At 70.6% G+C, this 23787-nt stretch carries 23 protein-coding genes and 2 tRNA genes; 13 read left to right on the top strand and 12 right to left on the bottom strand.

Annotation, left to right across the window (positions count from 1 at the left end; all coding sequences use genetic code 11):
- Window positions 1-635: 635 nt before the first annotated feature.
- From ACQP00_RS47610 to bcp, 6 genes are all read right to left on the bottom strand, one after another.
- Window positions 636-1370, bottom strand: a complete 735-nt coding sequence (locus tag ACQP00_RS47610) for a hypothetical protein (RefSeq protein ID WP_433210364.1) — start codon at window positions 1368-1370, stop codon at window positions 636-638.
- Window positions 1371-1469: 99 nt separating this feature from the next.
- A tRNA-Leu gene (locus tag ACQP00_RS47605) sits at window positions 1470-1542 on the bottom strand.
- A gap of 22 nt (window positions 1543-1564) precedes the next feature.
- Window positions 1565-2407 (bottom strand): transglutaminase family protein, encoded by an 843-nt coding sequence (locus ACQP00_RS47600; protein ID WP_433210362.1) that lies wholly within the window; start codon window positions 2405-2407, stop codon window positions 1565-1567.
- Window positions 2404-3351: an alpha-E domain-containing protein gene (locus ACQP00_RS47595; RefSeq protein ID WP_433210360.1), complete on the bottom strand. Its 948-nt coding sequence runs from the start codon at window positions 3349-3351 to the stop codon at window positions 2404-2406. The genes ACQP00_RS47600 and ACQP00_RS47595 overlap by 4 nt, the downstream gene beginning before the upstream one ends.
- Window positions 3352-3362: 11 nt before the next feature.
- The gene (locus ACQP00_RS47590) at window positions 3363-4925 is read right to left on the bottom strand and encodes a circularly permuted type 2 ATP-grasp protein (RefSeq protein WP_433210358.1); all 1563 of its coding nucleotides are present in this window, start codon (window positions 4923-4925) and stop codon (window positions 3363-3365) included.
- A 176-nt stretch (window positions 4926-5101) separates the two neighbouring features.
- On the bottom strand, window positions 5102-5575 hold the full coding sequence (bcp, locus tag ACQP00_RS47585) for a thioredoxin-dependent thiol peroxidase (protein ID WP_433210356.1): 474 nt from the start codon (window positions 5573-5575) through the stop codon (window positions 5102-5104).
- 140 nt (window positions 5576-5715) lie between these two features.
- Here bcp and ACQP00_RS47580 point away from each other — a divergent pair, with 140 nt between their 5' ends.
- From ACQP00_RS47580 to ACQP00_RS47565, 4 genes are all read left to right on the top strand, one after another.
- Window positions 5716-7704: a copper resistance CopC/CopD family protein gene (locus ACQP00_RS47580; protein ID WP_433210354.1), complete on the top strand. Its 1989-nt coding sequence runs from the start codon at window positions 5716-5718 to the stop codon at window positions 7702-7704.
- 97 nt (window positions 7705-7801) lie between these two features.
- The gene (locus ACQP00_RS47575) at window positions 7802-9163 is read left to right on the top strand and encodes a hypothetical protein (protein ID WP_433210352.1); all 1362 of its coding nucleotides are present in this window, start codon (window positions 7802-7804) and stop codon (window positions 9161-9163) included.
- 103 nt (window positions 9164-9266) lie between these two features.
- Window positions 9267-9905, top strand: coding sequence for an oligoribonuclease (gene orn, locus ACQP00_RS47570; RefSeq protein WP_433210350.1), 639 nt, complete (start codon window positions 9267-9269; stop codon window positions 9903-9905).
- Window positions 9906-9958: 53 nt separating this feature from the next.
- Window positions 9959-10034 (top strand) — tRNA-His (locus tag ACQP00_RS47565).
- A gap of 51 nt (window positions 10035-10085) precedes the next feature.
- Here the strand turns inward: ACQP00_RS47565 and ACQP00_RS47560 are convergent.
- From ACQP00_RS47560 to ACQP00_RS47545, 4 genes are all read right to left on the bottom strand, one after another.
- On the bottom strand, window positions 10086-11348 hold the full coding sequence (locus tag ACQP00_RS47560; RefSeq protein WP_433210348.1) for a delta-60 repeat domain-containing protein: 1263 nt from the start codon (window positions 11346-11348) through the stop codon (window positions 10086-10088).
- A gap of 113 nt (window positions 11349-11461) precedes the next feature.
- A complete protein-coding gene (locus tag ACQP00_RS47555) occupies window positions 11462-11893 on the bottom strand; it encodes a globin (protein WP_433210346.1) in 432 nt (143 codons plus the stop codon).
- 4 nt (window positions 11894-11897) lie between these two features.
- Entirely contained in the window at window positions 11898-13397 is a 1500-nt protein-coding gene (locus tag ACQP00_RS47550) for an MFS transporter (RefSeq protein ID WP_433210344.1), read from the bottom strand.
- Window positions 13398-13728: 331 nt separating this feature from the next.
- Window positions 13729-14763 (bottom strand): mechanosensitive ion channel family protein, encoded by a 1035-nt coding sequence (locus ACQP00_RS47545; protein ID WP_433210342.1) that lies wholly within the window; start codon window positions 14761-14763, stop codon window positions 13729-13731.
- Between the two features lie 213 nt (window positions 14764-14976).
- Here ACQP00_RS47545 and ACQP00_RS47540 point away from each other — a divergent pair, with 213 nt between their 5' ends.
- Window positions 14977-15519, top strand: a complete 543-nt coding sequence (locus ACQP00_RS47540) for an HNH endonuclease (protein WP_433051475.1) — start codon at window positions 14977-14979, stop codon at window positions 15517-15519.
- A 1-nt stretch (window position 15520) separates the two neighbouring features.
- Here the strand turns inward: ACQP00_RS47540 and kynU are convergent, their stop codons facing one another.
- Entirely contained in the window at window positions 15521-16771 is a 1251-nt protein-coding gene (gene kynU, locus ACQP00_RS47535; protein WP_433210340.1) for a kynureninase, read from the bottom strand.
- Window positions 16772-16867: 96 nt separating this feature from the next.
- Here kynU and ctaJ point away from each other — a divergent pair, with 96 nt between their 5' ends.
- Together ctaJ and ACQP00_RS47525 are read left to right on the top strand one after the other, a co-directional pair.
- Entirely contained in the window at window positions 16868-17176 is a 309-nt protein-coding gene (gene ctaJ / locus ACQP00_RS47530) for an aa3-type cytochrome oxidase subunit CtaJ (protein WP_433051469.1), read from the top strand.
- Window positions 17163-17567, top strand: a complete 405-nt coding sequence (locus ACQP00_RS47525) for a DUF5130 family protein (protein WP_433210338.1) — start codon at window positions 17163-17165, stop codon at window positions 17565-17567. The genes ctaJ and ACQP00_RS47525 overlap by 14 nt, the downstream gene beginning before the upstream one ends.
- Before the next feature lie 56 nt (window positions 17568-17623).
- Here the strand turns inward: ACQP00_RS47525 and pepN are convergent, their stop codons facing one another.
- Window positions 17624-20167 carry an aminopeptidase N gene (gene pepN / locus ACQP00_RS47520; protein ID WP_433210336.1) on the bottom strand — a complete coding sequence of 848 codons (2544 nt, stop codon included), beginning with the start codon at window positions 20165-20167 and terminating at the stop codon, window positions 17624-17626.
- A 212-nt stretch (window positions 20168-20379) separates the two neighbouring features.
- On the opposite strand from pepN, the gene ACQP00_RS47515 reads away from it, so the two are divergent.
- The 6 genes from ACQP00_RS47515 (at window position 20380) to ACQP00_RS47490 (ending at window position 23756) form a co-directional block, all read left to right on the top strand.
- Window positions 20380-20982: a mycothiol-dependent nitroreductase Rv2466c family protein gene (locus tag ACQP00_RS47515; protein ID WP_433224259.1), complete on the top strand. Its 603-nt coding sequence runs from the start codon at window positions 20380-20382 to the stop codon at window positions 20980-20982.
- Window positions 20983-20997: 15 nt separating this feature from the next.
- A complete protein-coding gene (locus ACQP00_RS47510) occupies window positions 20998-21384 on the top strand; it encodes a hypothetical protein (protein WP_433210334.1) in 387 nt (128 codons plus the stop codon).
- A gap of 4 nt (window positions 21385-21388) precedes the next feature.
- Window positions 21389-21718 carry a DUF3817 domain-containing protein gene (locus ACQP00_RS47505; protein ID WP_433210332.1) on the top strand — a complete coding sequence of 110 codons (330 nt, stop codon included), beginning with the start codon at window positions 21389-21391 and terminating at the stop codon, window positions 21716-21718.
- 94 nt (window positions 21719-21812) lie between these two features.
- Window positions 21813-22232 carry an ATP-binding protein gene (locus ACQP00_RS47500; protein WP_433224257.1) on the top strand — a complete coding sequence of 140 codons (420 nt, stop codon included), beginning with the start codon at window positions 21813-21815 and terminating at the stop codon, window positions 22230-22232.
- A 145-nt stretch (window positions 22233-22377) separates the two neighbouring features.
- Window positions 22378-22563, top strand: a complete 186-nt coding sequence (locus ACQP00_RS47495; protein ID WP_433210330.1) for a hypothetical protein — start codon at window positions 22378-22380, stop codon at window positions 22561-22563.
- Between the two features lie 17 nt (window positions 22564-22580).
- Window positions 22581-23756, top strand: a complete 1176-nt coding sequence (locus tag ACQP00_RS47490) for a DUF1015 family protein (protein ID WP_433210328.1) — start codon at window positions 22581-22583, stop codon at window positions 23754-23756.
- The last annotated feature ends 31 nt before the right edge of the window (window positions 23757-23787 follow it).

The raw sequence follows: 23787 nt of genomic DNA, 5'->3' as shown, positions 1-23787 counted from the left end.
TGTGGAGACGCCCCGCGATCAACCGAAGGCCTCCGCAAGGCCCGGAAGGCGAGTGGGACGCCCCCCGCGTTGAACCGAGGGCCCGCAAGGCACCGAAGGCGAGAGGCGAGCGAGACGGCCTCCCCGCGATCAACCGATGGCCCCGTAAGGCACCGAAGGCGGGCAGCAACCACAAAGGCGAATTGGTGAAGCCCGGCGGAGTATCCATCCGCCGGGCTTCGGCTTGCCGCCCAATTGCGCACGCCGGCGGCGTTTGAAGAACGTGGATCAGGTTATGACGTCGCGCTCTTCGATTGAGCTATCGGCCCGTGGAGAGGACCGAGCGGGAGTTGAACCCGCAACCTCGACGACTGGCGTCCCGTTCGGTTGATCCGGCGTTCGGCGGCGGATGCTCAGACTGGAGCGAGAAGTTGAGTTTGTGTTTCGGCTCCCGCGGCCGCCTCTGCCATTGGGCTACGCCGCCGAGAGAACTGGCGGCGGAAGGAATCGAACCTCCACGTTGACACCGCGCGCACCTGTCAAACTGAGCCTCAGGTTCAGCCTGCGCTCCTGCGCGCCTCCGATCCTAAGACCAACCCGCCGCCCCACGGAACCGCATTACCGGGCGGGGATGGGCGCTCACCGGGAGTACACCATCAGGAGCCGAAGAGGAAGCGGAACACCTTCTCGCCGGTTTCCTGTTCGACCACCTCGACGCCGTTGGCCTCTTCGCGGGCGAACTTGACGGCGGCCTGCAGCTTTTCGACGCGCTCGACGAGTTCGTTGACGCGCTTGGCGGGGAGGGCGCCGGAGAACTTGATCGTCTTCCAGTAGCCGATGACGACGTCCTCGTAGTAGACCTCGACCTGGGCCGGGTGCTTCTCCGTAGCTTCGGCCTTGACGTGGTTGCGCGGGATCTTCTTGGTGCGCGTGGTCTGGGTCGGCTCGGTGGCGTAGGTGTCCGCCGACGCGTCGTAGACCCAGGTCTCGGCGGCGTCGAGGATCGGGAGCTTGCGCACGAAGGTCAGCAGGTCGGCCAGCTGCTTCTCGAGGAAGAGCAGGTAGGACACCGGGACCTCGCGGAGCAGGACCTCGCCGTCGACGGAGACGTCGGCGCGGGCCACGCAGTTGGTCCAGTCCTTGGTCGCGGTGACGTCGAAGAGGCGGGTCAGGATGGTCCCGGTCTGGCGGAGGACCTCTTCGGCCTTGACCTGCACGCGCGTCGACTCGGGCGGGAGCTGCTCGCCCTCCTCGTCCTTCGGCCGGTACGTGCGGGAGATGCCCGCCAGCAGCGCCGGCTTCTGCAGGACGTGGTGGGACTCGGTGAGGTCCTGGAACGAGCGGGACTTCACGCCCTTCTCGACCGCGATGATCTGATTCAGCTTCGTCATAATGCGCCGAGTGTACGAGGCTGAAATGCCTTTGCAGAACCGATAAACGGGCCCGAGGGGGTCCGGGTGGAGCGGAGCTCCCCTGGGCAGGAATTGCAGTGGGGCCGGTGAGAGTCGAACTCACACTGGCACGGACCTAAACCGTGTGCCTCTGCCATTGGGCTACGGCCCCGCGTAACAGAGAGACACAATACTCAGGCCAGCCGGGTGATCTCCACCGTGACGCCCAGGTGCTTGCTCGGCGCGCCGTGGTACACGCCACGCAGGGGCGGCACGTCGTCGTAGTCGCGGCCGCGGGCGACCACCACGTGCCGCGGGCCGACCGGGACGCCGTTGGTGGGGTCGAAGCCCGTCCATTCGCCGGCCCACCACTCGACCCAGGCGTGGCTCTGCCCGGCGACCGTCTCGCCGACCTCGGCCTCGACCTTGGGGTGCAGGTACCCGGACACGTACCGGGCCGGAATCCCGCGCGCCCGCAGCAGGCCCACGGTCAGGTGCGCGATGTCCTGGCAGACGCCCTTGCGCAGGTCCCACGCCTCCTGGGCGCTGGTCTGCACGCCGGTCGAGCCGGGGACGTACGCGACCGCGTCCCGCACCCAGTGGCAGACGGCCTCGGCGAACTGCGCGGGTGCGGCGGAACCGACGGCGCTCCAGGCGTCCTCGGCCAGGGCGGCACTCACCGAGGTCAGCCGGGAGCAGGCGAGGAACTCGGCCTGGGCGTCAAGGACCGCGCTGGTACCGAGTGCCGCCCAGTCCAGCGACAAGGACGCCGACGGCGGCGGGGAGACCTCGACCAGGCTGCTCGACACGACGCGGAGCTGCTGGTGCGGGCGGTGCAGGTCGAACGCGGTCACCTGGGTCGCCCAGTAGTCGTGGTAACGGTAGGTGGCCGCGCCCGGCGTCACCTCGACCTGGCTGAACAGCGTGGTCTGCCAGGGCAGGGTCAGCGGCGTGAGGCGGGCCTCGTTGTAGGAGGCGGACACGGTACCGGCGTACTTGTACCCCGTGACGTGCCGGATCTTCAGGCGCCAGTTCATGAGCCACCCCAAGCGACTGTGCCCCACGTGACGGGCGTGGACTGCGGAAAGTACCGGGCGGTGATGGCCGCGCTCGCCGTCGCGCAGGTCTGCTGCAGCGCGCGCAGGTGCTGCGGGAGCTCGGCCAGCAGCGTGGTCGTGTCGGCGTACTCCAGCCGCGTGCGGATCTGCCCGATCGGCCTCCGCGCGGCGTCGGTCACACCGGCCCGTTCGATGGTGGGGGCGAGGTCGACGAGGCACTGCTCGGCGGTACCGAGGGCATGGAGCGCGGACCGGGGAAACAGGCGGTCCAGGAGCAGGAACTCGGTGACCCGCTGCGGGTCGAACGTGCCGCCGTGGGTGCGCAGGAACGCCTCGTCGGCGCCGCACGAGCGCAGCACCGTGCGCCAGCCGGTCACCTCGTCGGGCGTGTTGGTCTGGATCGACAGCAGCCGGGCGGTCATGTCGACCCGCTCCAGGCTGCGGCCCAGCACCAGGAACCGCCAGCCGTCGTCGCGGCTCATGGTCGACTCGGCGAGGCCGGCGAGCACGGCCGCCCGCTCGCGGACATAGCTGAGGAACACGGTCGGCCCGAGGCGCTCGGCCGCGACCCGGCGGGATGCCAGGGTGTGCCAGGTGACGTTGAGGCATTCCCACATTTCGCTGGAAATCGTCTCTCGTACCCCACGTGCGTTGTCCCGCGCCGCCACGATCGCGCCGGAGATCGCGCTGGGATCCTCCGCATCGAAGGCCAGTAGTTCGAGCACGTCGCCGGTGGTGAGCCGGCGGTCCTGCGGGGCCGGCGCGCCGAGGATCGACATGAGCGTGCGGCAGGCCCCGTCCTCGTCGGCCCACGGATCTTCGATCAGCCGGCCGAGGAAGGCGTCGAGGATGCGGGCGGTGTCGTCGGCGCGTTCGATGTACCGGCCGATCCAGAACAGCGACTCCGCGATGCGACTGAGCATGCGTCCCCTCCCTACTGCTGCTGTCCGGCCATCTGCGCGGCCGCCGGCCCGGTGTCGCGGGGGCTCGATCCGGCGTCGCGGGGCTCGGCCACCGTCCGGGGCCGCGGCGCGGGCGCCGGGTCGCCGGGGTGGGCGAGCACCCAGGTGTCCTTGGACCCGCCGCCCTGACTGGAGTTCACGACGAGCGCCCCCTCGGGCAGCGCGACCCGGGTCAGCCCGCCCGGCAGCAGCCAGATCTCGCTGCCGTCGTTGACCGCGAACGGCCGCAGGTCGATGTGCCGGGGCGCGACCCGGTCCCCGAGCAGCGTCGGCGACGTCGACAGGGCGACCGGCCGCTGGGCGATCCAGCCCCGCGGGTCCTTGGCGACCGCCTGGCGCAGCGTGGCCAGCGTCTCCGCCGAGGCCTGCGGCCCGATCACGATCCCCTTGCCCCCGGCGCCGTCGACCGGCTTGAGCACCAGCTGATCGAGCCGGTCGAGCACGTCGTGGAGGATCTCGGGGTCGCGCTCGTCCAGCCGGTACGTCTCCACGTTGTCGATCAGCGGCTCCTCCGCCAGGTAGTACCGGATCAGGTCCGGCACGTACGTGTAGAGCAGCTTGTCGTCGGCCACCCCGTTGCCGATCGCGTTCGCGAGCGTCACCTGCCCCGCGCGGGCCGCGTTCACGATCCCCGGGCAGCCGATGACCGAGTCGGGCCGGAAGTGCAGCGGATCGATGAAGTCGTCGTCCACCCGCCGGTACACGACGTGCACCGGCCGCTCGCCCTGCGTGGTCCGCATCCGCACCCGGTTGCCGCTGCAGATCAGGTCGCGCCCCTCGACGAGCTCGACCCCCATGAGCCGCGCGAGCAGCGCATGCTCGAAATAGGCCGCGTTGTACACACCGGGGGTCAGCACGACGACGGTCGGGTCGTCGACGCCTTCGGGAGCCGAGGCTCGCAGCGCCGCGAGCAGCCGGGCCGGATAGTCGTCGACGGGCCGCACCCGAGCGTCGGCGAACAGCGCCGGCATGGTGTGCGTGAGCGCCCGCCGGTTCTCGATCACGTACGACACGCCGCTGGGAATTCGCAGGTTGTCCTCGAGCACGCAGAACCGCCCGGCCTCGTCCCGCACGAGGTCCACCCCGCTGATGTGGACGCGGACCCCGTTCGGCGGCTCGATCCCGTAGGCCTGCCGGTGGAAGTGGGCACTGGTGGTGACGAGCTTGCGGGGCACGACCCCGTCGGCGAAGACCCGCCCGGCCCCGTAGATGTCGGCCAGGAACGCCTCGAGCGCCTTGACCCGCTGCTGCACCGCCGCCGTGAGCAGATCCCACTCGGCGGCATCGAGGATGCGCGGAATCAGATCGAGCGGAAAGGGCCGCTCCTCGCCCGCGTACGCGAACGTGACCCCTCGATCCGTGAACACGCGAGCCAGCTGATCGGCCCGGAACCGCAGGTCGGCCGGGGCAAGCGGCTGGAGCGCGGCGAACAGCGACCGATAGGGCGACCGCGGCTGACCGGGGCGTTCGAACATCTCGTCCCAAGCTTCGAACATGGCCCCGGACATCGAGTATTCATCGAAGATGTCCGCCATGCACGGAGCCTAGGCAGCAACCGTTTCGCCCCGATTACCAGTGTGTTTTGGCCAAGATCTCGCCAAGAGCCAGCCACATCCCGACGCCCAGCCCAAAACCCCGACGCCCAGCCCAACCCCGACGGCCCGCACCGAACGAGGATGCCCCGGCCCCCCGGCCCCCGGCCCAAGAGCCCTCAATCCAATCCAAGGTCCTTGCGCAACTTCGCCACATGCCCAGTAGCCCGCACGTTGTACATGGCCCGCTCGATCAGCCCCTTCTCATCGATCACGAAGGTCGACCGGATCACCCCAAGCACCGTCCGCCCATAGTTCTGCTTCTCCCCATAAGCGCCATAGGACCGCAGCACCGCCCGATCCGGATCGGAGACCAGCGGAAACGTGATCGCGTCCCGCTCCCGGAACTGGGCAAGCTTCGCGGGGGAGTCCGGCGAGATCCCGACCACCTCATACCCGGCCGACTTCAGCGACGCCAGGTTGTCCCGGAAGTCGCACGCCTGCTTCGTGCAGCCCGGGGTCATCGCCGCCGGGTACGCGTAGAGGACGACCTTGCGCCCGCGCAGGTCGGCGAGGGACAAGGTCTCGTCCCGGTCCGTCTGTAACGTGAACTCGGGGGCGGTGTCACCCGGCTCCAAGCGTGTCGTCGTCATGGCGAGACTCTATCGCGAGGGTACGACAGAACCGGGGAGCCATCGCCGAGCGTCCATGGCGGTGCTACCGAAAGTCATCGGGAACTTTTAGGGGGCCACCCGCGACCACCTCAGAATGACCGGCGCGAAATCATGAAGTCATGACCAACCGCAGATGGTCCGTACCCCTGGCGATGCTCCTCGGCGCCTTGGCCATCCTCGTGCTGCCCGCCGCGCCCGCCAGCGCGCACGCGGAACTCGAACAGACCGCGCCGGTCGCCGGCACCGTGCTGCAGGAGATGCCGGGTGAGGTGACGCTCACCTTCAGCGAGCAGGTCCGCCTGGTCGCCGACAAGATCAAGGTCGTCGCGCCGGACGGCAGCCGGGCCGACACCGGCAAGCCCGCGGTGCGCGACCAGGAACTGGTGATCCCGCTCAAGACCGGCGGGCCGAAGGGCACGTACCTGGTCAGCTACCGGGTCATCTCGGCCGACAGCCATCCGGTCAGCGGCGGGTACAGCTTCTCCTTCGGCGAGGTGTCGAACACGCCGAACGCCGACGACGCCGGCTCCTCCGTGCAGACCGACGGGGTCGTCAAGGCCGCCATGTCGGTGGCCCGCTTCCTGGGCTTCGCCGGCCTGGTGCTGCTGGTCGGGCCGGCGCTGATCCTGTTCGCCCTCTGGCCGCGCCGGCTCTCCACCCGCGATCCGGGCCGCGTCGCCATGGCCGGCACCGGACTGCTCGCGATCAGCACGATCCTCGAGTTGTACGTCGAAATCCCGTACACCGCCGGCACGACCCTCTTCGACGTGACCGGCGCCGCCACCCGGGAGGTCCTGGGCACCCCGTTCGGGGCCGCGCACCTGGTCCGCCTGGGCGTCGTGCTCGCCACCGCGGTCCTGCTCCGGCCGGTCATCGCCGGCCGCGCGGGCAAGTTCGACCAGACGATGCTGGTCATCCTGGGCATCGTCGGGCTCGCGACCTGGCCGATCTCCGGGCACCCGAGCGCCTCCCCGGTGCCGACCCTCACCGTGGTCGCCGACGCCGCCCACCTCGCCGCCATGTCGGTCTGGCTCGGCGGCCTGGTGATGCTGTTCGGCTTCCTGCTGCGCCGGGCCAACACCCGCGAACTGACCGCCATCGTGCCGGTCTGGTCCGGCTGGGCGCTGTTCGCGATCACCGTCCTGGTGCTCGCGGGCACGGCGCAGGCCCTGGTGGAGATCGGGACGCTCGACGCGCTCACCGGCACGACGTACGGCCAGATCGTCATCGCCAAGGTCGCGCTCCTCGCCGTCGTGATCGCGGTCGCCGCGTACTCGCGCCGCCTCACGAACAGCCGCTTCACCCCGGTCGGTCCGGGCGTCGGCGACATGTCGGAAATGTCCGACAGGGGAGAGCTCGCAGATCGCGACGAGGCGGCCCGCGAGGAAGACGACGAGGCCGACTGGACCGACGAAGACGAGGACGTCGAGGAGCAGGAAGAGGAGCGCGACGAAGAGACCGAACGCGTACACGCCAAGGTCAGCAGCATCGAAGCCCGCCGCGGCGCCGTGACCAGCGCGCTCGGTGACACGACCGCCGGCCGGAGCAGCGGCCGGACCCGCGACGGTGGCGAGGTCGAAGCGCATGACGGCGCCGACGTGGTCGAGTTCCGCCGGCGCGGTGAGGCCGGGGTCGCGGTGGCGCCGGAGATCGAGCAGCGGGACCGGAAGCGGCTGCGCACCGCGGTCCTCGTCGAGGTCGCCATCGCCGTGGTCGTGCTGGCCCTGACCTCGGTCCTCGTGCAGACCAGCCCCGCGCGCAGCGGCGAGAGCTCCACCCCGCCCGGTCCGTTCGACACCGTGGTCTCCACCAGCCTCCTCAAGCTGCAGGTGGACATCTCGCCCGCGACCGTGGGGCAGAACTCCATCCACTTGTACGCCGTGAAGGCCGACGGCTCCGGCCCGCAAACCGTCGTGGAGTGGAAGGCGACCGCCGCCCTGCCCGCCAAGGGAATCGAGCCGCTGACCGTCCCGACCCTCGCGGTCAGCGACGACCACGCGGTCGGGCAGGTCTCGCTGGTGTCGCCCGGCACCTGGGAGTTCAAGTTCACGGCGCGCGTCGACGACCTCAACCAGACAACGGTGACGGTGCAGGTGCCGGTGAAGTAAAGGGGTAAAGCAACGCGTTACCGGCGATTTGGGGAGCAATAGTCCGAATTGCCGGTAATGTCGGGGCAGTAACGCCGGGGGAAGAGGGGCCGCTGCCATGGTCGTGCGTCTGGTTCGGGCGGGTGTCGGCGCGCTGCTGCTGCTCATCGCGGTGCCGCTGGCTCTCGCCGGTGGCGGACTCCTGTTGGCCATGGAGCACCGGGCCGCCGACGACACGTTCAGGGCACGGCTGGAACCGGTCCGCACGGACGGTACCGCGGTGGTCGTGCCCGACGTCGACGCGCTCCTGCGGGCCGACGCGCCGTTCGCGCGGGGTGGGCAGACGACGCTCAGCCTGTCGGCGGTCGGCTCCGGCGGCCCGCTCTTCATCGGGCTCGCCCCGGAGGCGCAGGTCAAGCGGTACCTCGGCGAGCGGACGTACACCAACCTGACGCACGTGCGGCTGGCCCGCGGGCCGCTGCCGGTCGAGCTGACCACGATGGCCGCGAACCGCACGGGCAAGGCCAACCCGGCGCCGCCGGCCGAGGCCCCGGCGCAGGACCCGGCCGCGGTGCAAGACCCGGCCGCCGCTCCGCAGGACCCGGCCGCTCAGGATCCCGCCGCCCAGGACCCGGCCACCGTGCAGGACCCGGCGGCGCCGAGCGGTCAGGAGCCGGCCAACCCGCGGCTCGCCGACAAGGGCGAAGGCCCGGCGGGCGAGACGTTCTGGACCGCCCGCAGCGTGCAGCGCGACGGCCGCAGCGAGCTCACCTGGTCGGCCTCGGCCCTGCGGGGCAAGCACCTGTCGCTGGTGGTGATGCGCGCCGACGGTACCGACGGGATCGACGCCGCCATCACCGCCCGGCTGGCCCCGGCCTGGCTCGGCCCCACCACCGGCGGCCTGCTCATGCTCGGCGGCGCGCTGTTCTTCCTCGCCCTGATCACGCTGGCCTGGCCCCCGGCCCGCCCGGCGCTGCAGGCGGCCGGCGCCGCGACCGGCACCGAGGCCGAAGACGAGACGCCCGCCGAGCCGGAGCCGCTGCCGATCCCGGCGCAGCCCACCTCCGAGACGCGTGACGAAGAGTCGATCAACACGCGCGACGAAGAACCGAACGAGACGCGCGCCGAGGAGACGGCCGAGGAGCCGGCCGCGACCGCGACGGCCGAAGAGCCGAAGGCCGAAGAGCCGAAGGCGGAGGAGCCGAAGGTCGAGAAGGCCCGCGTCATGGCCACCCTCGCCGACGTCATGGCCGCCGCCGACGCCGAGCGCGAGCCGGAAGCGGACGAGCCCAAGGCCGAGGAGAAGGCGATGGCCGAGTGCGAGCTCGACCGCCCCGCGCCCAAGGACGTCGAGCTCGACATCGACCTGCCCCCGCTGCCCGCCATGCCGGCGATCGACATCCAGTTCACGTGGGCGCCGCTCGAAGTGGCCGCCGAGACGGACGAAACCGACCAGACAGCCAAAACCGCCGCGCGCTGAGGCGGAGGCACGTCGTGATCCGCGCCACATTGAACGCAGGCTTTGGTAACGACATGGCGCAGTATGGGTGGTTGCCCGCACCGAGGAGCGAGAAGTCAGCCAAATGAACACTAGGCTGTCGGGTGTGGGTGATCTTTTGGTCTGGATCGACTGTGAGATGACGGGCCTCGATCTGGGTAAGGACGCGCTGATCGAAGTGGCGGCGCTGGTGACCGACCCGGATCTCAACGTGCTCGGCGAAGGTGTCGACGTGGTGATCCACGCCGACGACGCCGCGCTGGACGGGATGCTCGAGGTCGTGCGGGACATGCACGGGCGCTCGGGTCTCACCGAGGCCGTCCGCGCCTCCACCGTGACGGTGGCCGAGGCGGAGGACCTCATCATGGGGTACATCACCGAGCACGTGCGGGACCCGCGCACCGCCCCGCTGTGCGGCAACTCGATCGCGACGGACCGCGGCTTCCTGGCCCGCGACATGCCGCGCCTCGATCACCACCTGCACTACCGGATGATCGACGTCTCCTCCATCAAGGAGCTCTGCCGGCGCTGGTACCCGCGCGTGTACTTCGGCCAGCCCCCGAAGGGCCTCGCCCACCGCGCCCTCGCCGACATCCGCGAGAGCATCCGTGAGCTGGAGTACTACCGCCGCACGCTCTTCGTGCCGCTGCCCGGACCGGACGTCGAGACGGCCAAGTCGATCGCGGCCGAGCTCAGCCGGGAAGGCGACACGAACGCGTCATAACCCTGTCGACGGATCCCGTCCCGCATGCCCTACTATTAGCGGGCGAGTTCATGGTGGCTGTAGCTCAGTTGGCAGAGCACCGGGTTGTGGTCCCGGGTGTCGTGGGTTCAAATCCCATCAGTCACCCCATATGAAAGCGGCCCCCGTCGTGAGACGGGGGCCGTTGTCATTCGCGGAGCACTACGAGACAGGCATCAAAGCCAAGCGCCCGTGGTACTCCCCGCCGATCCGTTCGGTGTCCGAGCCCACCAGCAGCCCCTGGGGCGTCGCCAGCAGCGCCCGCGCCCCGATGCCCCGCGGATTGCGCTGCGGGTTCCAGGAGGTCGCCTTGCCCGTCTTCGGGTCGATGGCGGCGATCCCCGGCCGCGCCACCGCGCCCGGCCCCGCCGTCTCCCGGCCCTGCGGGTTGTCCATCCACCGCTGGTGCCCGCCGACGTAGATCGCCGAGCCGGTGTCCGCGACCGAGTACAGCGAGTCCCCGCCGGTGTGGTTCACCCACAGCGGCTTGTGCAGCCCCGTGCCGCGCAGGTCGAAGCGGGCCGCCGTGTCGCACATCAGGTTCTCGCCCCACTTGCGGCCGGTGGCCACGATCGTGGCGTAGGTGCCCGTCGGGTCGAAGTCGACGCCGCGCAGGTACGTCTCGAAGCCGGCCCGGCACTCGTGGGCGTAGGCGTCGGTGTACCAGTCGGCGAGCTTCACGGCCCCGCCGGCCGGCATGTCGGCCATCACGACCTGCGCCCGCCACTGCCCGGCGGCCTGCTCCACGGCGCCGACGACGGCCAGCCGCGTCCCGTCCGGGTTCAGGGCCAGGTCCTCGAGCTTCACGCGGGTCAGGTGCGGCGCGGCCAGCTTCAGGTCGAAGGCGGGGTCCACGGCGCCGTTCGCGGCGTTGAGCCGGGCCAGGCCGATCCGCTGGGTCGAGCCGATGGCGCTGAAGGAGCCGGCCACGTACAACCACGGCCCCTGCGCGATGATGCTGCGGCTGTCGCCCCAGTTGATCGCAGCGGTGAAGGCCGGCACGCGGCTGCCGTCGGCGAGGTTGAGCTGGGCCAGGCCCCGCTGCTCACCGCCGCCGATGCGCTTGAACTGGCCACCGGCGTACACGGTGTTGTTGGGCCCGGTGGCGAGGGTGAACACCGGCGCGTCCGGCTGTGGCGCGAACGGGAGGATCTCGCCGGTCGTCGCACGGTACGCGAACAGGTTCTTGCGGTTGTAGCGCACCTTGCGCTGGGCGTCCGTGACGGTGTCGAAATCACCGCCCACCACCACCGTGTCGCCGACCATCGCGAACGCCCGGACCTCGCCGTCGGTCACGTTCGGGGTGAAGTCGGCGGGGTTCGTCGACACCGTGGCGGGCTGGTTGAGCGCGGCGTGCGCGGCGGGGATGGCGACCGCGAAAGCGGCCAATGCTGTGGCGGCAGCGGCGATCAGGCGTCGGCGCATGCAGGCGTCTCCTCGGTCGTTTCGTGAGGCCCGGCGGGGCCAGACCGTGCCGCCGGAGACGGCGGCACATAGCCAGACAACTCGAAACGTGGCGAAAGGAAACGCAAACGGCGCTAAAGCACCGGAATGGTCTGACTGTCCGATTCTTCCGGGTCGTCGGCATTGACCATGAAGTGGGCGGCGCGCTCCAAGTAGTCCCAGAGCGTGGCCTCCTGCTCCGGTGCGAGCGCGATCGCGTCGACGGCCCGGCGCATCTGGCGCAGCCAGGCGTCCCGCTCGGCCGACGCGATCCGGAACGGGGCGTGGCGCATCCGCAGGCGCGGGTGGCCGCGGTTCTCCGAGTACGTGGTGGGGCCGCCCCAGTACTGGATGAGGAACAGCCGGAACCGCTCGTTGGCCGGGCCGAGGTCCTCCTCGGGGTACAACGGGCGCAGGATCGGGTCCTCGGCCACGCCGGCGTAGAACTCGTCGACGAGCTTGCGGAACGTCGGCTCGCCGCCGACCAGCTCGTAGAAGTTGGGGGAGGCGGAGTTGGGGGAGGTCACGCCATCAACTATGCCGCGCGGGCTGGGACGGCGGTGCGGGCGGGAGGCCACCCAGCTCGGCGGTGCGCTCGGTGAGGTCGACGGTGCGCTCGGCCGGGTCGGCCATCGGCGGCTCGCGGCGGGCCGACGGGCCGGGGGAGGGCCGGCGGCGGCGCGGCGGCACGGGCACCCGGGCCAGGTCGATCGTGACCTCGCTGAGGTCGTCGATGCCGGAGTGGTCGGCGGCGTACTGCGTGGCCGCCACCCGGACCTTGTTGGCCGCGATGGCATCGGCGATGGTCGCCTTCGCGGGCCACGCGGCGATGATCAGCACGGTGGCGCCCAGGCCGGCGATGCCGAAGTACCCGACGACCTCCGGCAGCGGGTAGAAGGTGGCGAGCCAGCCGGTGAACAGGATCGCCCCGCCCTGCAGCAGATGTACGCCGCTCTGCATCACACCGAACGCGCGGGCCCGGTACGCCGGCGGCAGCACCTGCACGAACAGCCCGTTGCCGGCCGGCAGCGTGATCGCGAGCGAGGCACCGGCGAGCAGTGTCATGACCACGATCACCGGCAGGCTCGGGTCGAGCAGGGCCGGCACGAGCGCCAGGGGTGTGACGATCGCCATCGGCCGGATCAGCGCGACCCGCCGCTGGGGCCGCAGCAGCCAGGTGACCAGGGCGCTGCCGAGCACGAAGCCGGCCGCGGCGGCGGTGATGATGACGCCGAAGCCGAACGTGTCGGAGTGCCCGGCGAGGTGGGCGGCCCACGCCGCGGCCAGGCCCTCGGGGACCACGCCGAAGCAGACGCCGCAGAACACGACCAGTGCGATGGCCCGCATGACGGGGGAGCTGAACACGACCCGGTAGCCGTCGGCCGCCTCGCGCAGCAGGTTGGTGTGCTCCTCGGCCTTCAGCGCGGGTTGCCGCTCCTTGATCACGAGCGCGATCAGCCCGGCCGAGACGATGAACGTGAGCCCGTTGATGAGCAGTGCCGCGGAGCCGTTGATGGAGGCCAGCAGCGCGCCCAGAGCATACCCGGCGATCAGCGAGACCTGGCCGGTCGTGCGGTTGAGCGTGATCGCGGTGACGTACCGCTCGCCCTGCAACAGCTGCGGCATGAGCGCCGAGCGGGAGGCGTCGAACGGCGGGCTCAGCAGCGCGTTGCCGAACAGCAGCAGGATGATCAGCGCGGTCGGCAGCCCCGGAAAGGCGGCCAGCACCATCATGATCGCGGCCCGGAGGAGATCGCAGCCGATCATGGTCCGCCGGTACGGGTGCCGCTCCGCCCACGCCGCCAGCAGCGCGCCGACGCCGAGCCACGGCAGGTAGCTCACGGCGAACGCGGCGGCGGACAGGATCGGGGAGTTGGTCTGGCGGTACACCAGCGCGACCACCGCCGCCCGGGCCACGTTGTCGCCCAGGCTCGACTGCGCCTGCGCCGTGAACAGCGCCGCGTATTCGCGGTTGGCGAGCGTTTCCCGGATCGTGGCGGGGCGACTGGCGGACTCGTCGGGTTTCGACACCGGCAGAGCCCCCTTCCCCTTTGGTCGCGACGGCGGCGGAACGTTCGCGGGCGCGGCCGAACCGGTCAATCCGCCCGAGAGGGGTCAACGGCGGCGGACCGGGACACTGTGCAGCGATGCACCTGAACGAACGGACGATAACCGACTGACCACCCGACGCGCGACCCTACCCTCCGGGTTGATCACAGATGCCCGCGAGATCGGACAATAGCACCTTTCGGTGCGCTACTGGCGATATGGCCACATCAGCCGGGTGGCGACGGGCAAGCTTGCGACGTGCCAACCAGCACAATGGCGACTGTCGATTGAAGAGCCCGCTCTGGTACCGGACTCAGGCGGGTCCGCCCGGCCCCGGCTCGCCGTCGCCGTTGGCCGGCCGGATGTACATCCGCGCCGCGGTCAGCTGAGCCGCGATCCCGGCCTGCTCCAGCGACTCCGACAGCCGCCGGCGCAGCTCGCGCCCGATGCGCCACTGGGCCTCGTTCGAGGTCTTGACGGTGGTCCGCAGCACGGCGCCGTCGGCGGTCAGCTGCTCCACGCCGAGCACCTTGGGCGGGTCCATGAAGTCGTCGGCGAAGTCGGGGTCGGCCGCGAACGCCTCGGCCGTGGCCTGCAGCACCGCGGTGGCCTGGTCGACCGAGACGAATCCCACGGGTACGTCGATGTTGACCACGGCCCAGCCCTGGCTCTTGTTGCCGACCCGGACGATCTCGCCGTTGCGCACGTACCAGACCACGCCGGCCGCGTCCCGGATCGTGGTGATGCGCAGCCCGACCGCCTCGACGGTGCCGCTGGTCTCGCCCACGTCGACCACGTCGCCGACCCCGTACTGGTCCTCCAGCAGCATGAACAGGCCGGCGATGAAGTCTTTGACCAGGTTCTGGGCGCCGAAGCCGATGGCCAGGCCCGCGATGCCGGCGCTGGCCAGCAGCGGGCCGAGGTTGATCCCGATCTCGCCCAGCACGAGCATCGCGGCGATCGAGAACACGACGGCCGAGACGATGCTGCGCAGCACCGAGCCGAGCGCCCGGGCGCGCTGGTTGCGCCGCTCCGAGGGCGCCGTCAGGGTGGGCAGGCGCTTGCGCAGCGGGCGCAGGACCGACCCGCCCGACTCGTTGTCGGCCACCGTGTGCCTGATCAGCCGGTCCACCGCCCGGTGGATGAGCGCCCGGATGATGAGCGCCACGATGATGATCATGAGGATCGTCAGCGGCTTGACCAGCACCCAGTAGCTGCTCTCGGCCAGCCACTTGTTCTTGGTCTGGTCCCAGACGAAGTCGCAGAGGCCCGACTTGTCGGCGGCCGCGCAGCTCGGGGAGCTGCCGGGCACCGGGTCCTTCAGGGGCATCGCGATGGGGCTGATCACTGGGCTCCTCGCAGCAAACCGGGGCGAACCGGGGTAAGTCCGCCCAAAGGCCGGGGGTAGCGGGGGAAGGTTCACCCACCGGCCGCAAATAGTACGTGCAATCCGAGGATCTATCAGGGACGATTAGCCCACGGACCACCACCGGTGGGCCCGTGAGCAGACCTCACATGGCCATTACCAGGGAGACTTCCTTCACGCACTAGGGGGACGGCGATGCCTGACATACGACCCGCACGAGTATCGGGTGCGCTGGTGCTGAACGCCACCTACGAGCCCCTGTGTGTCGTGTCTGTCAGACGTGCCACCATCCTCGTCCTGACGTCGAAGGCCGTGTGTGTCGCCGACGGGGACGGAATTCTCCACAGTGCGATGAACGAGTTGCCGGTGCCCTCGGTGGTCCGGCTCACCCGCTACGTCCGGGTCCCGTACCGCACGCACATAGGCCTCTCCCGCCGCGGCATATTCGCGCGCGACGGATGGCGGTGCGCCTACTGCCGCGGCCCGGCCGAGACCATCGACCACGTGATGCCACGCAGCCGTGGCGGGCGGCACGCCTGGGAGAACGTCGTAGCCGCCTGCGCCCGCTGCAACCACACCAAAGGTGACAAAACGCCAGCCGAACTCGGCTGGCGTTTGCATGCCACCCCCATTGCCCCCAAGGGCGTCGCCTGGCGGGTCCTCGGCCACCGCACCCCCGACCCGCGCTGGGCCGACTGGCTGGACCTCCCCGCCGACGAGGTGCAGGCGGCTGCCTAGATCAGGTGACCCGGCTCAGTGACGCCTCGAACGAGGCGTACGAGCCGGAGTCGAGGATCTCGCGCAGTCTCGTCATGCCCTCGTGTACGTCGACGAAGCGGGTGTACAGCGGCGCCAGCCCGATCCGCAGCCGCTCCGGCGTGCGGAAATCCGGGATCACGCCCGCAGCCTTGAGGGCTTGGCAGATCTGCCAGGCCTCAGGCGCGCGGAAGGTCACATGGCTGCCCCGCCGCGCCGCGTCCCGTGGGCTGGCCAGGGTCAGGCGGTCGCCGAGCCATTCCGTGGCCAGGTCGATCGCGTAGTCCGTCAGCGCCGCGCCCTTCGCCGCGAGGGCGTCCAGGCCGGCCTCGGCGGTGATGCGGGCGCCCTCCAGGGCCGCGTACCCGCCCAGGACCGGCGGCGTGCCCACCAGGAAGCGGTCGATGGAGCCCGCGGGGTCGTAGCCCGCGCCCATCGCGAACTGGTCCTTGCGACCGAACCAGCCCCAGATCGGCTGGCGCAGCTCGGGCTGCAGGTCCTCGCGCACGAAGAGGAACGCGGGCGCGCCCGGGCCGGCGTTGAGGTACTTGTACGTGCAGCCCACGGCCAGGTCCGCACCCGACTCGCGCAGCGGGACCCGCACGGCGCCCGCCGAGTGGCAGAGATCCCACAGTGTGAGGGCCCCCACGCGGTGCGCCGCAGTGGTGATCGCCACCATGTCGGCGATCGCGCCCGAGCGGTACGCCACGTGGGACAGGCAGACCAGCGCCACGTCGTCGTCCAGGGCCGCCGCCACGCGGTCCGGGTCCACGCCGGCGTCGACGTCGGTCTCGATCACCCGCAGCTCCAGGCCGCGGGCCTTGGCGAGGCCTTCGAGGACGTACCGGTCGGTGGGGAAGTTGTCGTCGTCGGTGACGATTACGCCGCGGCCGGGCCGGGCGTCGAGCGCCGCCGCGGCCAGTTTGTACGCGTTGACGCTGGTGGAGTCGGACAGGATCACCTCGCCGGGGCGCACGTGCAGTACCGACGAAGCGAGAATGTCGCCGACGGAACGGGCGAGGTCGATCCAGCTGTCCCAGCCGCGGATCAGGTCGTGGCCCCATTCGCGATCGACGGCGTCGCGCAGGCGCTCGCGGGTGGCGAGCGGCAGCCGGCCGAGGGAGTTGCCGTCGAAATAGATCAGCTGTTCGTCCGGAATGTAGAAACGCGCCCGGAAATGTCCGATCGAGTCCTGTCCGTCGAGGGATTGGGCATACTGGCGCGAGGAGTCCATGTCAGTGACGGTAGGCCCCCGGCAACCGGCTGGTCATTGCCGCCCGCTAACGTGAAGCCGGTCTTTTAGTCCCTTCGACGCCTGGGGGCGTTGAGCTTGTCCATCATCGAGACGACGCTGATTTTCGCCGGGATCCCGCTCGCGGTCATCCTGCTCATCGCGGGCGCCGTCTACGCGGGGGGTTCCCGCCGTAGCCGGCGTTACCGGCCCGGACGGCCGTTCGAGTTCACGCCGGTCTGGTTCCTCTCCGCGCCCGAGCAGCTGGCCGAGGCGGCGCACGCCCGCGAGCTCACCGGTGCGCGGCGGGCCGCCCTGCCCGCGGGCAACGACGCCTCCGCGACCACCGAGTGGTCCGGCGAGCGCACGCAGCCGCAAGTCATCGGAGGCGCAAGTGACCGGTGGTAGCCCGACCGGCCTGACCGGCCGGCCCGAAGTCCTCAACGGCCCGTTCACCACGCGCCAGCTGCTCCGCCTCGACGAGGCGCTGCGCCTGGCCGACACGTCGACCGGGCTGACCTTCAGCATCTACGTCGGCGACCTCGAGGAGCCGGCCCGGGCCTACACGGAGAAGCTGCACGGGCAGCTCGCCGACCCGGCGAACTCCGTGCTGATCGCCCTGTCGCCGAACCAGCGCGTGCTGGAGATCGTGACCGGGGGCGAGGCCCGCCGCCGCCTGCCGGACCGGGCGGCCAAGCTCGCCGCGCTGTCGATGGCGGCCGCGTTCGGCGGGGGCGACCTGGCCGGCGGTCTGGTCTCCGGGCTGTCCCAGCTGGCCGACCACGCGGGCCGGCACTGACGTTCACGAAAAACGCCGCGCTCCGACCGGGAGCGCGGCGTTTTCGTTGGTACCGGCTATGAGGCCGAGGCGTCCTTCGCCCGTGCCTTGAGGGCCCGCACGATGCCGTCGCGGCCCTCGCCCACCAGACGGCGCAGCGGCGCCGGCGTGTCCGGGGTGGCCAGCCAGGCCTCGGTGCGCGCCACGGTGTCCTCGCTGACCTGGTAGGCCGGGTAGGCCATCTCGACGAACTCGGCCGCCGGCTCGCTGTCGCGGTTGGACCACACCGGCAGCAGCGCGTCGAAGTAGGCCGGCACGTACGGCGCGGTCAGCTCCTGCTGGGCCGAGTGCTGGAAGCCCTGCAGCAGCGAGCGCTGCAGCCAGTTGGGCAGCGCGTGGTCCTGCGTGAGCCGGCGCCAGGTCTCCGCCTTCGACTCGGCGGTCGGCACCAGCGCCCGGCCGAGCGCGGCCTGGCGCTCGCCGCTGGCCGTGCGGTCGCGGTCGAGCTCGTCCTCGATCTGCGCCGGGTCGGCCGCGCCGTTGGCGATCAGCGAGTGCAGGATGCCCCAGCGCAGGTCGGCCTGGATGGTCAGCCCCGGCGGGACGTCCTCGCCGCGCAGCCAGCCGGCCAGCACCGCGAGGTCGGCCTGGCTGCGGGCCGCCGCCGCGAACGAGCGGGCCCAGGCGAGCTGGAAGCCGCTGCCCGGCTCGGCCGAGCGCAGCGCGCTGCGGGCGGCGTCGGCGATCTGGGCCCAGCCCTGCGGCGCCCAGGCCGGGTCGGCGTAGAAGACCAGCGCCGACTGGGCCTGCCGGATGGTCGCGGTGACCAGGTTGATGTCCCGTTCGGCGGCCAGGCCGGTGGCGACCAGCCGCACGTAGTCGCGCGCGGCCAGCTCGGCGTCGCGGACCATGTCCCACGAGGCCGACCACACCAGCGCGCGGGCCAGGGAGTTGTCCAGGCCGTCGATGTGGTCCACCACGACCGCCATCGACTCGGGATCGAGGCGCAGCTTGGCGTACGTCAGGTCGTCGTCGTTGAGCAGCAGCACGTCGGCCGCGCGGACCCCGGCCAGCGCGGCGATCTCGGTCTGCTCGCCGTCCACGTCGGCCTCGACGAGCTCGCGGCGCACGAGGGCGCCGTCCACGAGGTCGTACAGGCCGATGCCGATCCGGTGCGTGCGCAGCGTCGGGTAGGCGGCCGGGGCCTCCTGGCGCACCACGACCCGCTCGTAGGTGCCGTCGGCGGCCACCGTGAGCTCCGGGCGCAGCGTGTTGACCTGGGCCGTCTCCAGCCACTGGGCGGCGAACTTGCGCAGCTCCTTGCCGCTGGCCGACTCGAGCGCGCTCAGTAGGTCGTCGAAGGTCGCGTTGCCCCACTGGTGCTGGGCGAAGTAGGAGCGCAGGCCGCTGCGGAAGGCGTCGATGCCGACGTACGCGACGAGCTGCTTGATGACGCTGGCACCCTTGGCGTACGTGATGCCGTCGAAGTTGACCTCGACCGCCTCGACGTCGGGCATCTCGGTGTACACCGGGTGGGTCGAGGAGAGCTGGTCCTGCCGGTAGCCCCAGTTCTTGCGGACCGACAGGAACGTCGTCCAGGCGTCGGTGAACCGGGTCGCGTGGGTGTTGCACCAGTGGCTGGCCCACTCGGCGAACGACTCGTTCAGCCACAGGTCGTCCCACCAGCGCATGGTCACGAGGTCGCCGAACCACATGTGGGCGAGCTCGTGCAGGATCGTGTTGGCCCGCTGCTCGTACTCGAAGTCGGTGACCGGCGAGCGGAAGATGTAGTGCTGCTCGGCGTGGACGACACAGCCGAAGTTCTCCATCGCGCCCGCGTTGAACTCGGGCGAGTACACCTGGTCGTACTTCGGCAGCGGGTACCGGATGCCGAACTCCTCGTGGAAGAAGTCGAAGCCCTGCTTGGTCACGAGGTTGATGTCGTCGGCGTCGAGGTACTGCCGCATCGACTGCCGGCAGAAGACGCCCAGGTCGATGCCGTCGTGGCTGTCGCGGACCTCGTGGTACGGCCCGGCGCACACGGCGGTGATGTAGGTGCTCATCCGCGGCGTGGGCTGGAAGACCCGCACGAGCCCGTCCTGGCTCGCCGCCGGCATGTTGGAGATGACCTTCCAGTGCTTGGGCGCGGTGACCCGGAAGGTGAACTCGGCCTTGAGGTCGGGCTGGTCGAAGCAGGCGAAGGCGCGCTGGGCGTCGGCCGTCTCGAACTGGCTGTAGAGGTACACCTCCTTGTCGACGGGGTCGACGCTGCGGTGCAGGCCCTGGCCGGTCGTGGAGTACGGGAACTCGGCGTCCACGACGAGGACGTTGTCGGCGCGCAGGCCGGTCAGCTCCAGGCCGCTCTCGGTGGACCAGCCGCTCGTGTCGACCGGCTCGCCGTTCAGCGTGGCACCGTGCACGGCCGCCGCGGCCACCTCGATGAACGTCCCGGCCCCCGGCTCGCGGCAGGTGAACCGGACCTCGCTGGTCGACCGGAACGTGCCCTCACCCGGATTCCCGGCGCCGTCGGTCAGATCGAGGCTGATGTCATACGCCGTCACCTCGAGCAGGCGGGCCCGCTCGACCGCTTCGACCTGGCGTAGGTTGCGTACACCGGCCACGTCTCGTCTCCTGTCGTTGCGCTGTGGCCGTCCCCGTCGACGGCGTCACCCCGAGTGTTCCATGCTCGCGGAGGAGACTGGGGGAGTGGCTCAGGTCACTCGTGCCCGAAGTGGTACCTCACACGAGGGTTGCGTAAGGATCGCATCGGGTTCCCGACGCTTTCAGTAGAGAGGTGGTCACCGCCGTGACCGAAGACCGCGTCATCGCCGATATGTGGTTCGACCCGCGCTGCCCGTGGGCCTGGATCACGTCCCGCTGGCTGCTGGAGGTGGAGCAGGTCCGGCCCGTCGACGTCCGCTTCCACGTCATGAGCCTCTCGATCCTCAACGAAGGCCGCGACGACCTGCCGGAGAAATACAAGGAGGGTCTGGCAAAGGGTTGGGGCCCGGTCCGGGTGGCCATCGCGGCCGAGCAGAAGTTCGGAAATGACGTACTTCGTCCGCTTTACACCGCCCTCGGCAACCGGATCCACCACGAGCAGCAGGAGCTCGGGCCGGAGCTGTACCGGGCGGCCCTGGCCGAGGCGGGGCTCCCGGCCGACCTGGCCGAGTTCGCCGACTCGACCGAGTTCGACGACCAGCTGCGGGAGAGCCACTTCGCCGGGATGAACCCGGTCGGCATGGACGTCGGCACGCCGGTGATCCACGTGCCGGGCCCGGACGGCAACCTCATCGCGTTCTTCGGCCCCGTGGTCACCCCGCGCCCGAAGGGTGAGGCCGCCGGCCGCCTGTGGGACGGCACCCTGCTGGTCGCCGGCACCCCTGGTTTCTACGAGATCAAGCGCACCCGCGACGTCGGCCCGGTCTTCGACTGAGTAGCCTGCCTACTTGTGCGGCAGTTTTTCTCACCCCGATGGGTGCTCGGGCATGTCCTGACACTCGTCGGGGTCGCCGTGTGCGTTGCCGCATGCGTCTGGCAGTACCAGCGGGCCACCGCGGGCAACATGCTGAGCTGGGCGTACACCGTACAGTGGCCGCTCTTCGCGATCTTCGTGGTGTTCCTGTGGGGCCGGGCCGTGCGTGACGCCCGCGGCACCCGCGCGCCGCGTTCCGGGCCGCCCCCGCTGCGCCCGATCGCGCCCCGGCCGGCGCCTGTGGGCAGATCATCGCTCGGCTCCTCGCTCGACGATGAGGATCCGCAGCTCGCGCAGTACAACCGGATGCTGGCCTGGCTCGCCGCCAATCCCGACCGCCGCCCGAGCGACTTCCCAGGATGACGACATGAATCTCTACCCTGCCCTCACGCGATACCGGGTCATCGCCTGGATCGTCGGTGTGCTGCTGATCGTGCTCACCGTCGGCACCGTGATCAAGTACACCGCCGACAACGAGACGATCGTGGCGCTGGTGGGTCCGGCGCACGGCTTCCTGTACATGGTCTACCTGGTGCTCGCGGCCGACCTGGCCCGCCGGGCGCGCTGGAAGGTCGGCTTCACGGTCCTGGTGCTGCTGGCCGGAACCGTGCCCTTCCTGTCCTTCGTGGCCGAGCGCGTGGTGACCCGCCGGGTCAAGGCGCAGGCCGCGCCCGAGCCCGTCGGCACGGCTGTCTAGCCTTCCTGCAGACCGGCTGTAAGTTTCCTCCCCACGCGCGCGGGGCACCCTTACGGTGCAACCAGTTCGCGCGTGAAGGGAGCCCACCGTGGGGATGGAAGTCCGGCTTTCGCTCTCCCTGCCGCGCGATCGCACCACGGTCCCGCTGACCCGCCGGGTGCTCGACGCGGCGCTCGCGGTCTTCTCGGTGACCAAGGACTGCCGCGATGACATCGGGCTCGCCGTCGGCGAAGCGTGCGCCAACGCCGTGCAGCACGCCGACAGCGGCGCCGACTACGAGGTCACGGTCACCATCCACGAGGATCGCTGCATCATCGATGTGGTGGACGACGGCGTGGGTCTCGAGAATGCCGCGGCGGTACTGGATGATGTCCCGCCCGATGCCGAGAGCGGACGCGGCCTGAAGATCATCCACGCCCTGGCCGACATGGTGGAGCTGCGTAGCCGTCAGCCGCGCGGGATGGCCCTTCGGATCGTCAAAATGCTCACGAGGACGACCCCCGCCTTCTCCTGAAGTACCGTTTTCGTGCCTTGCTGGCGACTGAACCATTGTTCTGCCGAATCCGTGTTGTTCTCTGGAATCGCACCGCTGGTGCGTCACCCGCACGGATGAGTGCCGTTGCACTTCGCGACGACACATTCTGGAGGAAGCCGAGATCATGTCTGACACCCGCTGGACCGTCCAGGACTCGACCTGGAAGGACGAGCTGCCCGAGCTCCCCGACGACGTGAGCGCGCTCCTCGCGCCGCCCGTCGTCGTGTGCGCGGGCGGGGCGATCGTCCGCGGCGCGCGCCGCCGCACTGCGGGACGGGCAAACCCCCGTGCCGTGGCCCGTGTTTCCTGAGCTATAGCGTCTTGCGTATGACGGTTGCGTACCCGATCGCCCACGCCTGGCTCTCCACCGGAGGGACCGGCGCGCAGAACTACGACGAGTTCGCCGACGACGCGGAGATCACCGCGATCATCGCCGCCAACCCCAGCAGCGCCCTCGCGGTGGAAATGCCGCACCGGGCCCCCGACAGCGTCGGCCGCCCGTTCCTCGACTGCCTGCCCGACGCCGTGGAGCGTCTGCGCGCGGCCAAGGAGGACGGCCACTACGCACCCGCCGACGACGTCGTGGTGCTGTACCGGATCACCGCCCCGGACGGCGCCCGCGCCTACGGCCTGTGGTGCATGGTCGCCACCGACCAGATCTCCACGAGCGCCGACGAGCCGGGCGCGGTCATCCGCAACGAGGACGTCTTCATCGAGAAGGTCCGCGAGCGGGTGGCCCTGGCCGAGGCCACCGGGCACCTGCTTTCGCCCGTCCTGCTGCTGCAGACGGCCCACGGCGAGGCCCTGCACGCGGCGCTGGCCCAGGCCGTGGCCGACGCCGGGCAGCCGGCGGTGACCGACACCGACCCCGCCGGCCGTGCCCACGAGATCTGGGCCGTGGGAGTCGGCACCACCCGCGACCGCCTCCTCGCCCTCGCGGGCGGCGGCGAGCTCGTGGTGGCCGACGGCAACCATCGCAGCCTCGCCGCGCAGACCGCCGGCTACGAACGCTTCCTCGCCGTCGTGACGACGCCGGAATCGGTGGCGATCCAGCCGTACAACAGACTGGTCTCGGAACTTCCGTTCTTCGAGGGCCTCGACCTCCAGCCCCTGGACGGCCCGGCCGAGGTGCCGGCCACCGGCGGCCGCGTGCACCTCTACACCCGCTCGGGTTCCTGGTCGGTGCTCCTGGCCCCGGTCGAGGGCTCCGGCGTCGTGGACAACCTGGACCACGCCCTCGTCGAGCGCCGGCTGTTCGCCGAGACGCTGGGCCTGGAGCCCGGCGACAAGCGGATCACCTATGTCGGCGGCGACTACCCGGCCGAGTGGCTGCGCGGCGAGGTCGACGCCGGCCGCGCCGAGCTGGCCGTGCTCATCGCCCCGGTCACCGTCGACGACTTCGTGGCCGTCAACCTCGCCCGCCAGAAGATGCCCCGCAAGAGCACCTGGTTCACCCCGAAGGCCCGCGCCGGCCTCGTGGTGGCGCAGCTCGATTCGTTCTAGTCACCCGATCGTGATACACACTAGGCCGCTG

The sequence above is a fragment of the Dactylosporangium sp. CS-047395 genome (assembly GCF_050942185.1).
GTDB lineage: Bacteria > Actinomycetota > Actinomycetes > Mycobacteriales > Micromonosporaceae > Dactylosporangium.
This window is presented reverse-complemented; position numbering and strand designations above follow the sequence as displayed.

What these genes read in the sequence shown, in the direction of transcription:
- ACQP00_RS47595 (WP_433210360.1), bottom strand. Translation starts at nt 3,351, where the DNA reads ATGCTCAGTCGCATCGCGGAGTCGCTGTTCTGGATCGGCCGGTACATC.
- ACQP00_RS47490 (WP_433210328.1), top strand. Translation starts at nt 22,581, where the DNA reads ATGACGGTTGCGTACCCGATCGCCCACGCCTGGCTCTCCACCGGAGGG.
- ACQP00_RS47495 (WP_433210330.1), top strand. Translation starts at nt 22,378, where the DNA reads ATGTCTGACACCCGCTGGACCGTCCAGGACTCGACCTGGAAGGACGAG.
- orn (WP_433210350.1), top strand. Translation starts at nt 9,267, where the DNA reads ATGAACACTAGGCTGTCGGGTGTGGGTGATCTTTTGGTCTGGATCGAC.
- ACQP00_RS47505 (WP_433210332.1), top strand. Translation starts at nt 21,389, where the DNA reads ATGAATCTCTACCCTGCCCTCACGCGATACCGGGTCATCGCCTGGATC.
- ACQP00_RS47500 (WP_433224257.1), top strand. Translation starts at nt 21,813, where the DNA reads ATGGAAGTCCGGCTTTCGCTCTCCCTGCCGCGCGATCGCACCACGGTC.
- ACQP00_RS47600 (WP_433210362.1), bottom strand. Translation starts at nt 2,407, where the DNA reads ATGAACTGGCGCCTGAAGATCCGGCACGTCACGGGGTACAAGTACGCC.
- ACQP00_RS47580 (WP_433210354.1), top strand. Translation starts at nt 5,716, where the DNA reads ATGACCAACCGCAGATGGTCCGTACCCCTGGCGATGCTCCTCGGCGCC.
- ACQP00_RS47575 (WP_433210352.1), top strand. Translation starts at nt 7,802, where the DNA reads ATGGTCGTGCGTCTGGTTCGGGCGGGTGTCGGCGCGCTGCTGCTGCTC.
- ACQP00_RS47610 (WP_433210364.1), bottom strand. Translation starts at nt 1,370, where the DNA reads ATGACGAAGCTGAATCAGATCATCGCGGTCGAGAAGGGCGTGAAGTCC.
- ACQP00_RS47590 (WP_433210358.1), bottom strand. Translation starts at nt 4,925, where the DNA reads ATGGCGGACATCTTCGATGAATACTCGATGTCCGGGGCCATGTTCGAA.
- ACQP00_RS47515 (WP_433224259.1), top strand. Translation starts at nt 20,380, where the DNA reads ATGTGGTTCGACCCGCGCTGCCCGTGGGCCTGGATCACGTCCCGCTGG.
- bcp (WP_433210356.1), bottom strand. Translation starts at nt 5,575, where the DNA reads ATGACGACGACACGCTTGGAGCCGGGTGACACCGCCCCCGAGTTCACG.
- ACQP00_RS47560 (WP_433210348.1), bottom strand. Translation starts at nt 11,348, where the DNA reads ATGCGCCGACGCCTGATCGCCGCTGCCGCCACAGCATTGGCCGCTTTC.
- ACQP00_RS47540 (WP_433051475.1), top strand. Translation starts at nt 14,977, where the DNA reads ATGCCTGACATACGACCCGCACGAGTATCGGGTGCGCTGGTGCTGAAC.
- kynU (WP_433210340.1), bottom strand. Translation starts at nt 16,771, where the DNA reads ATGGACTCCTCGCGCCAGTATGCCCAATCCCTCGACGGACAGGACTCG.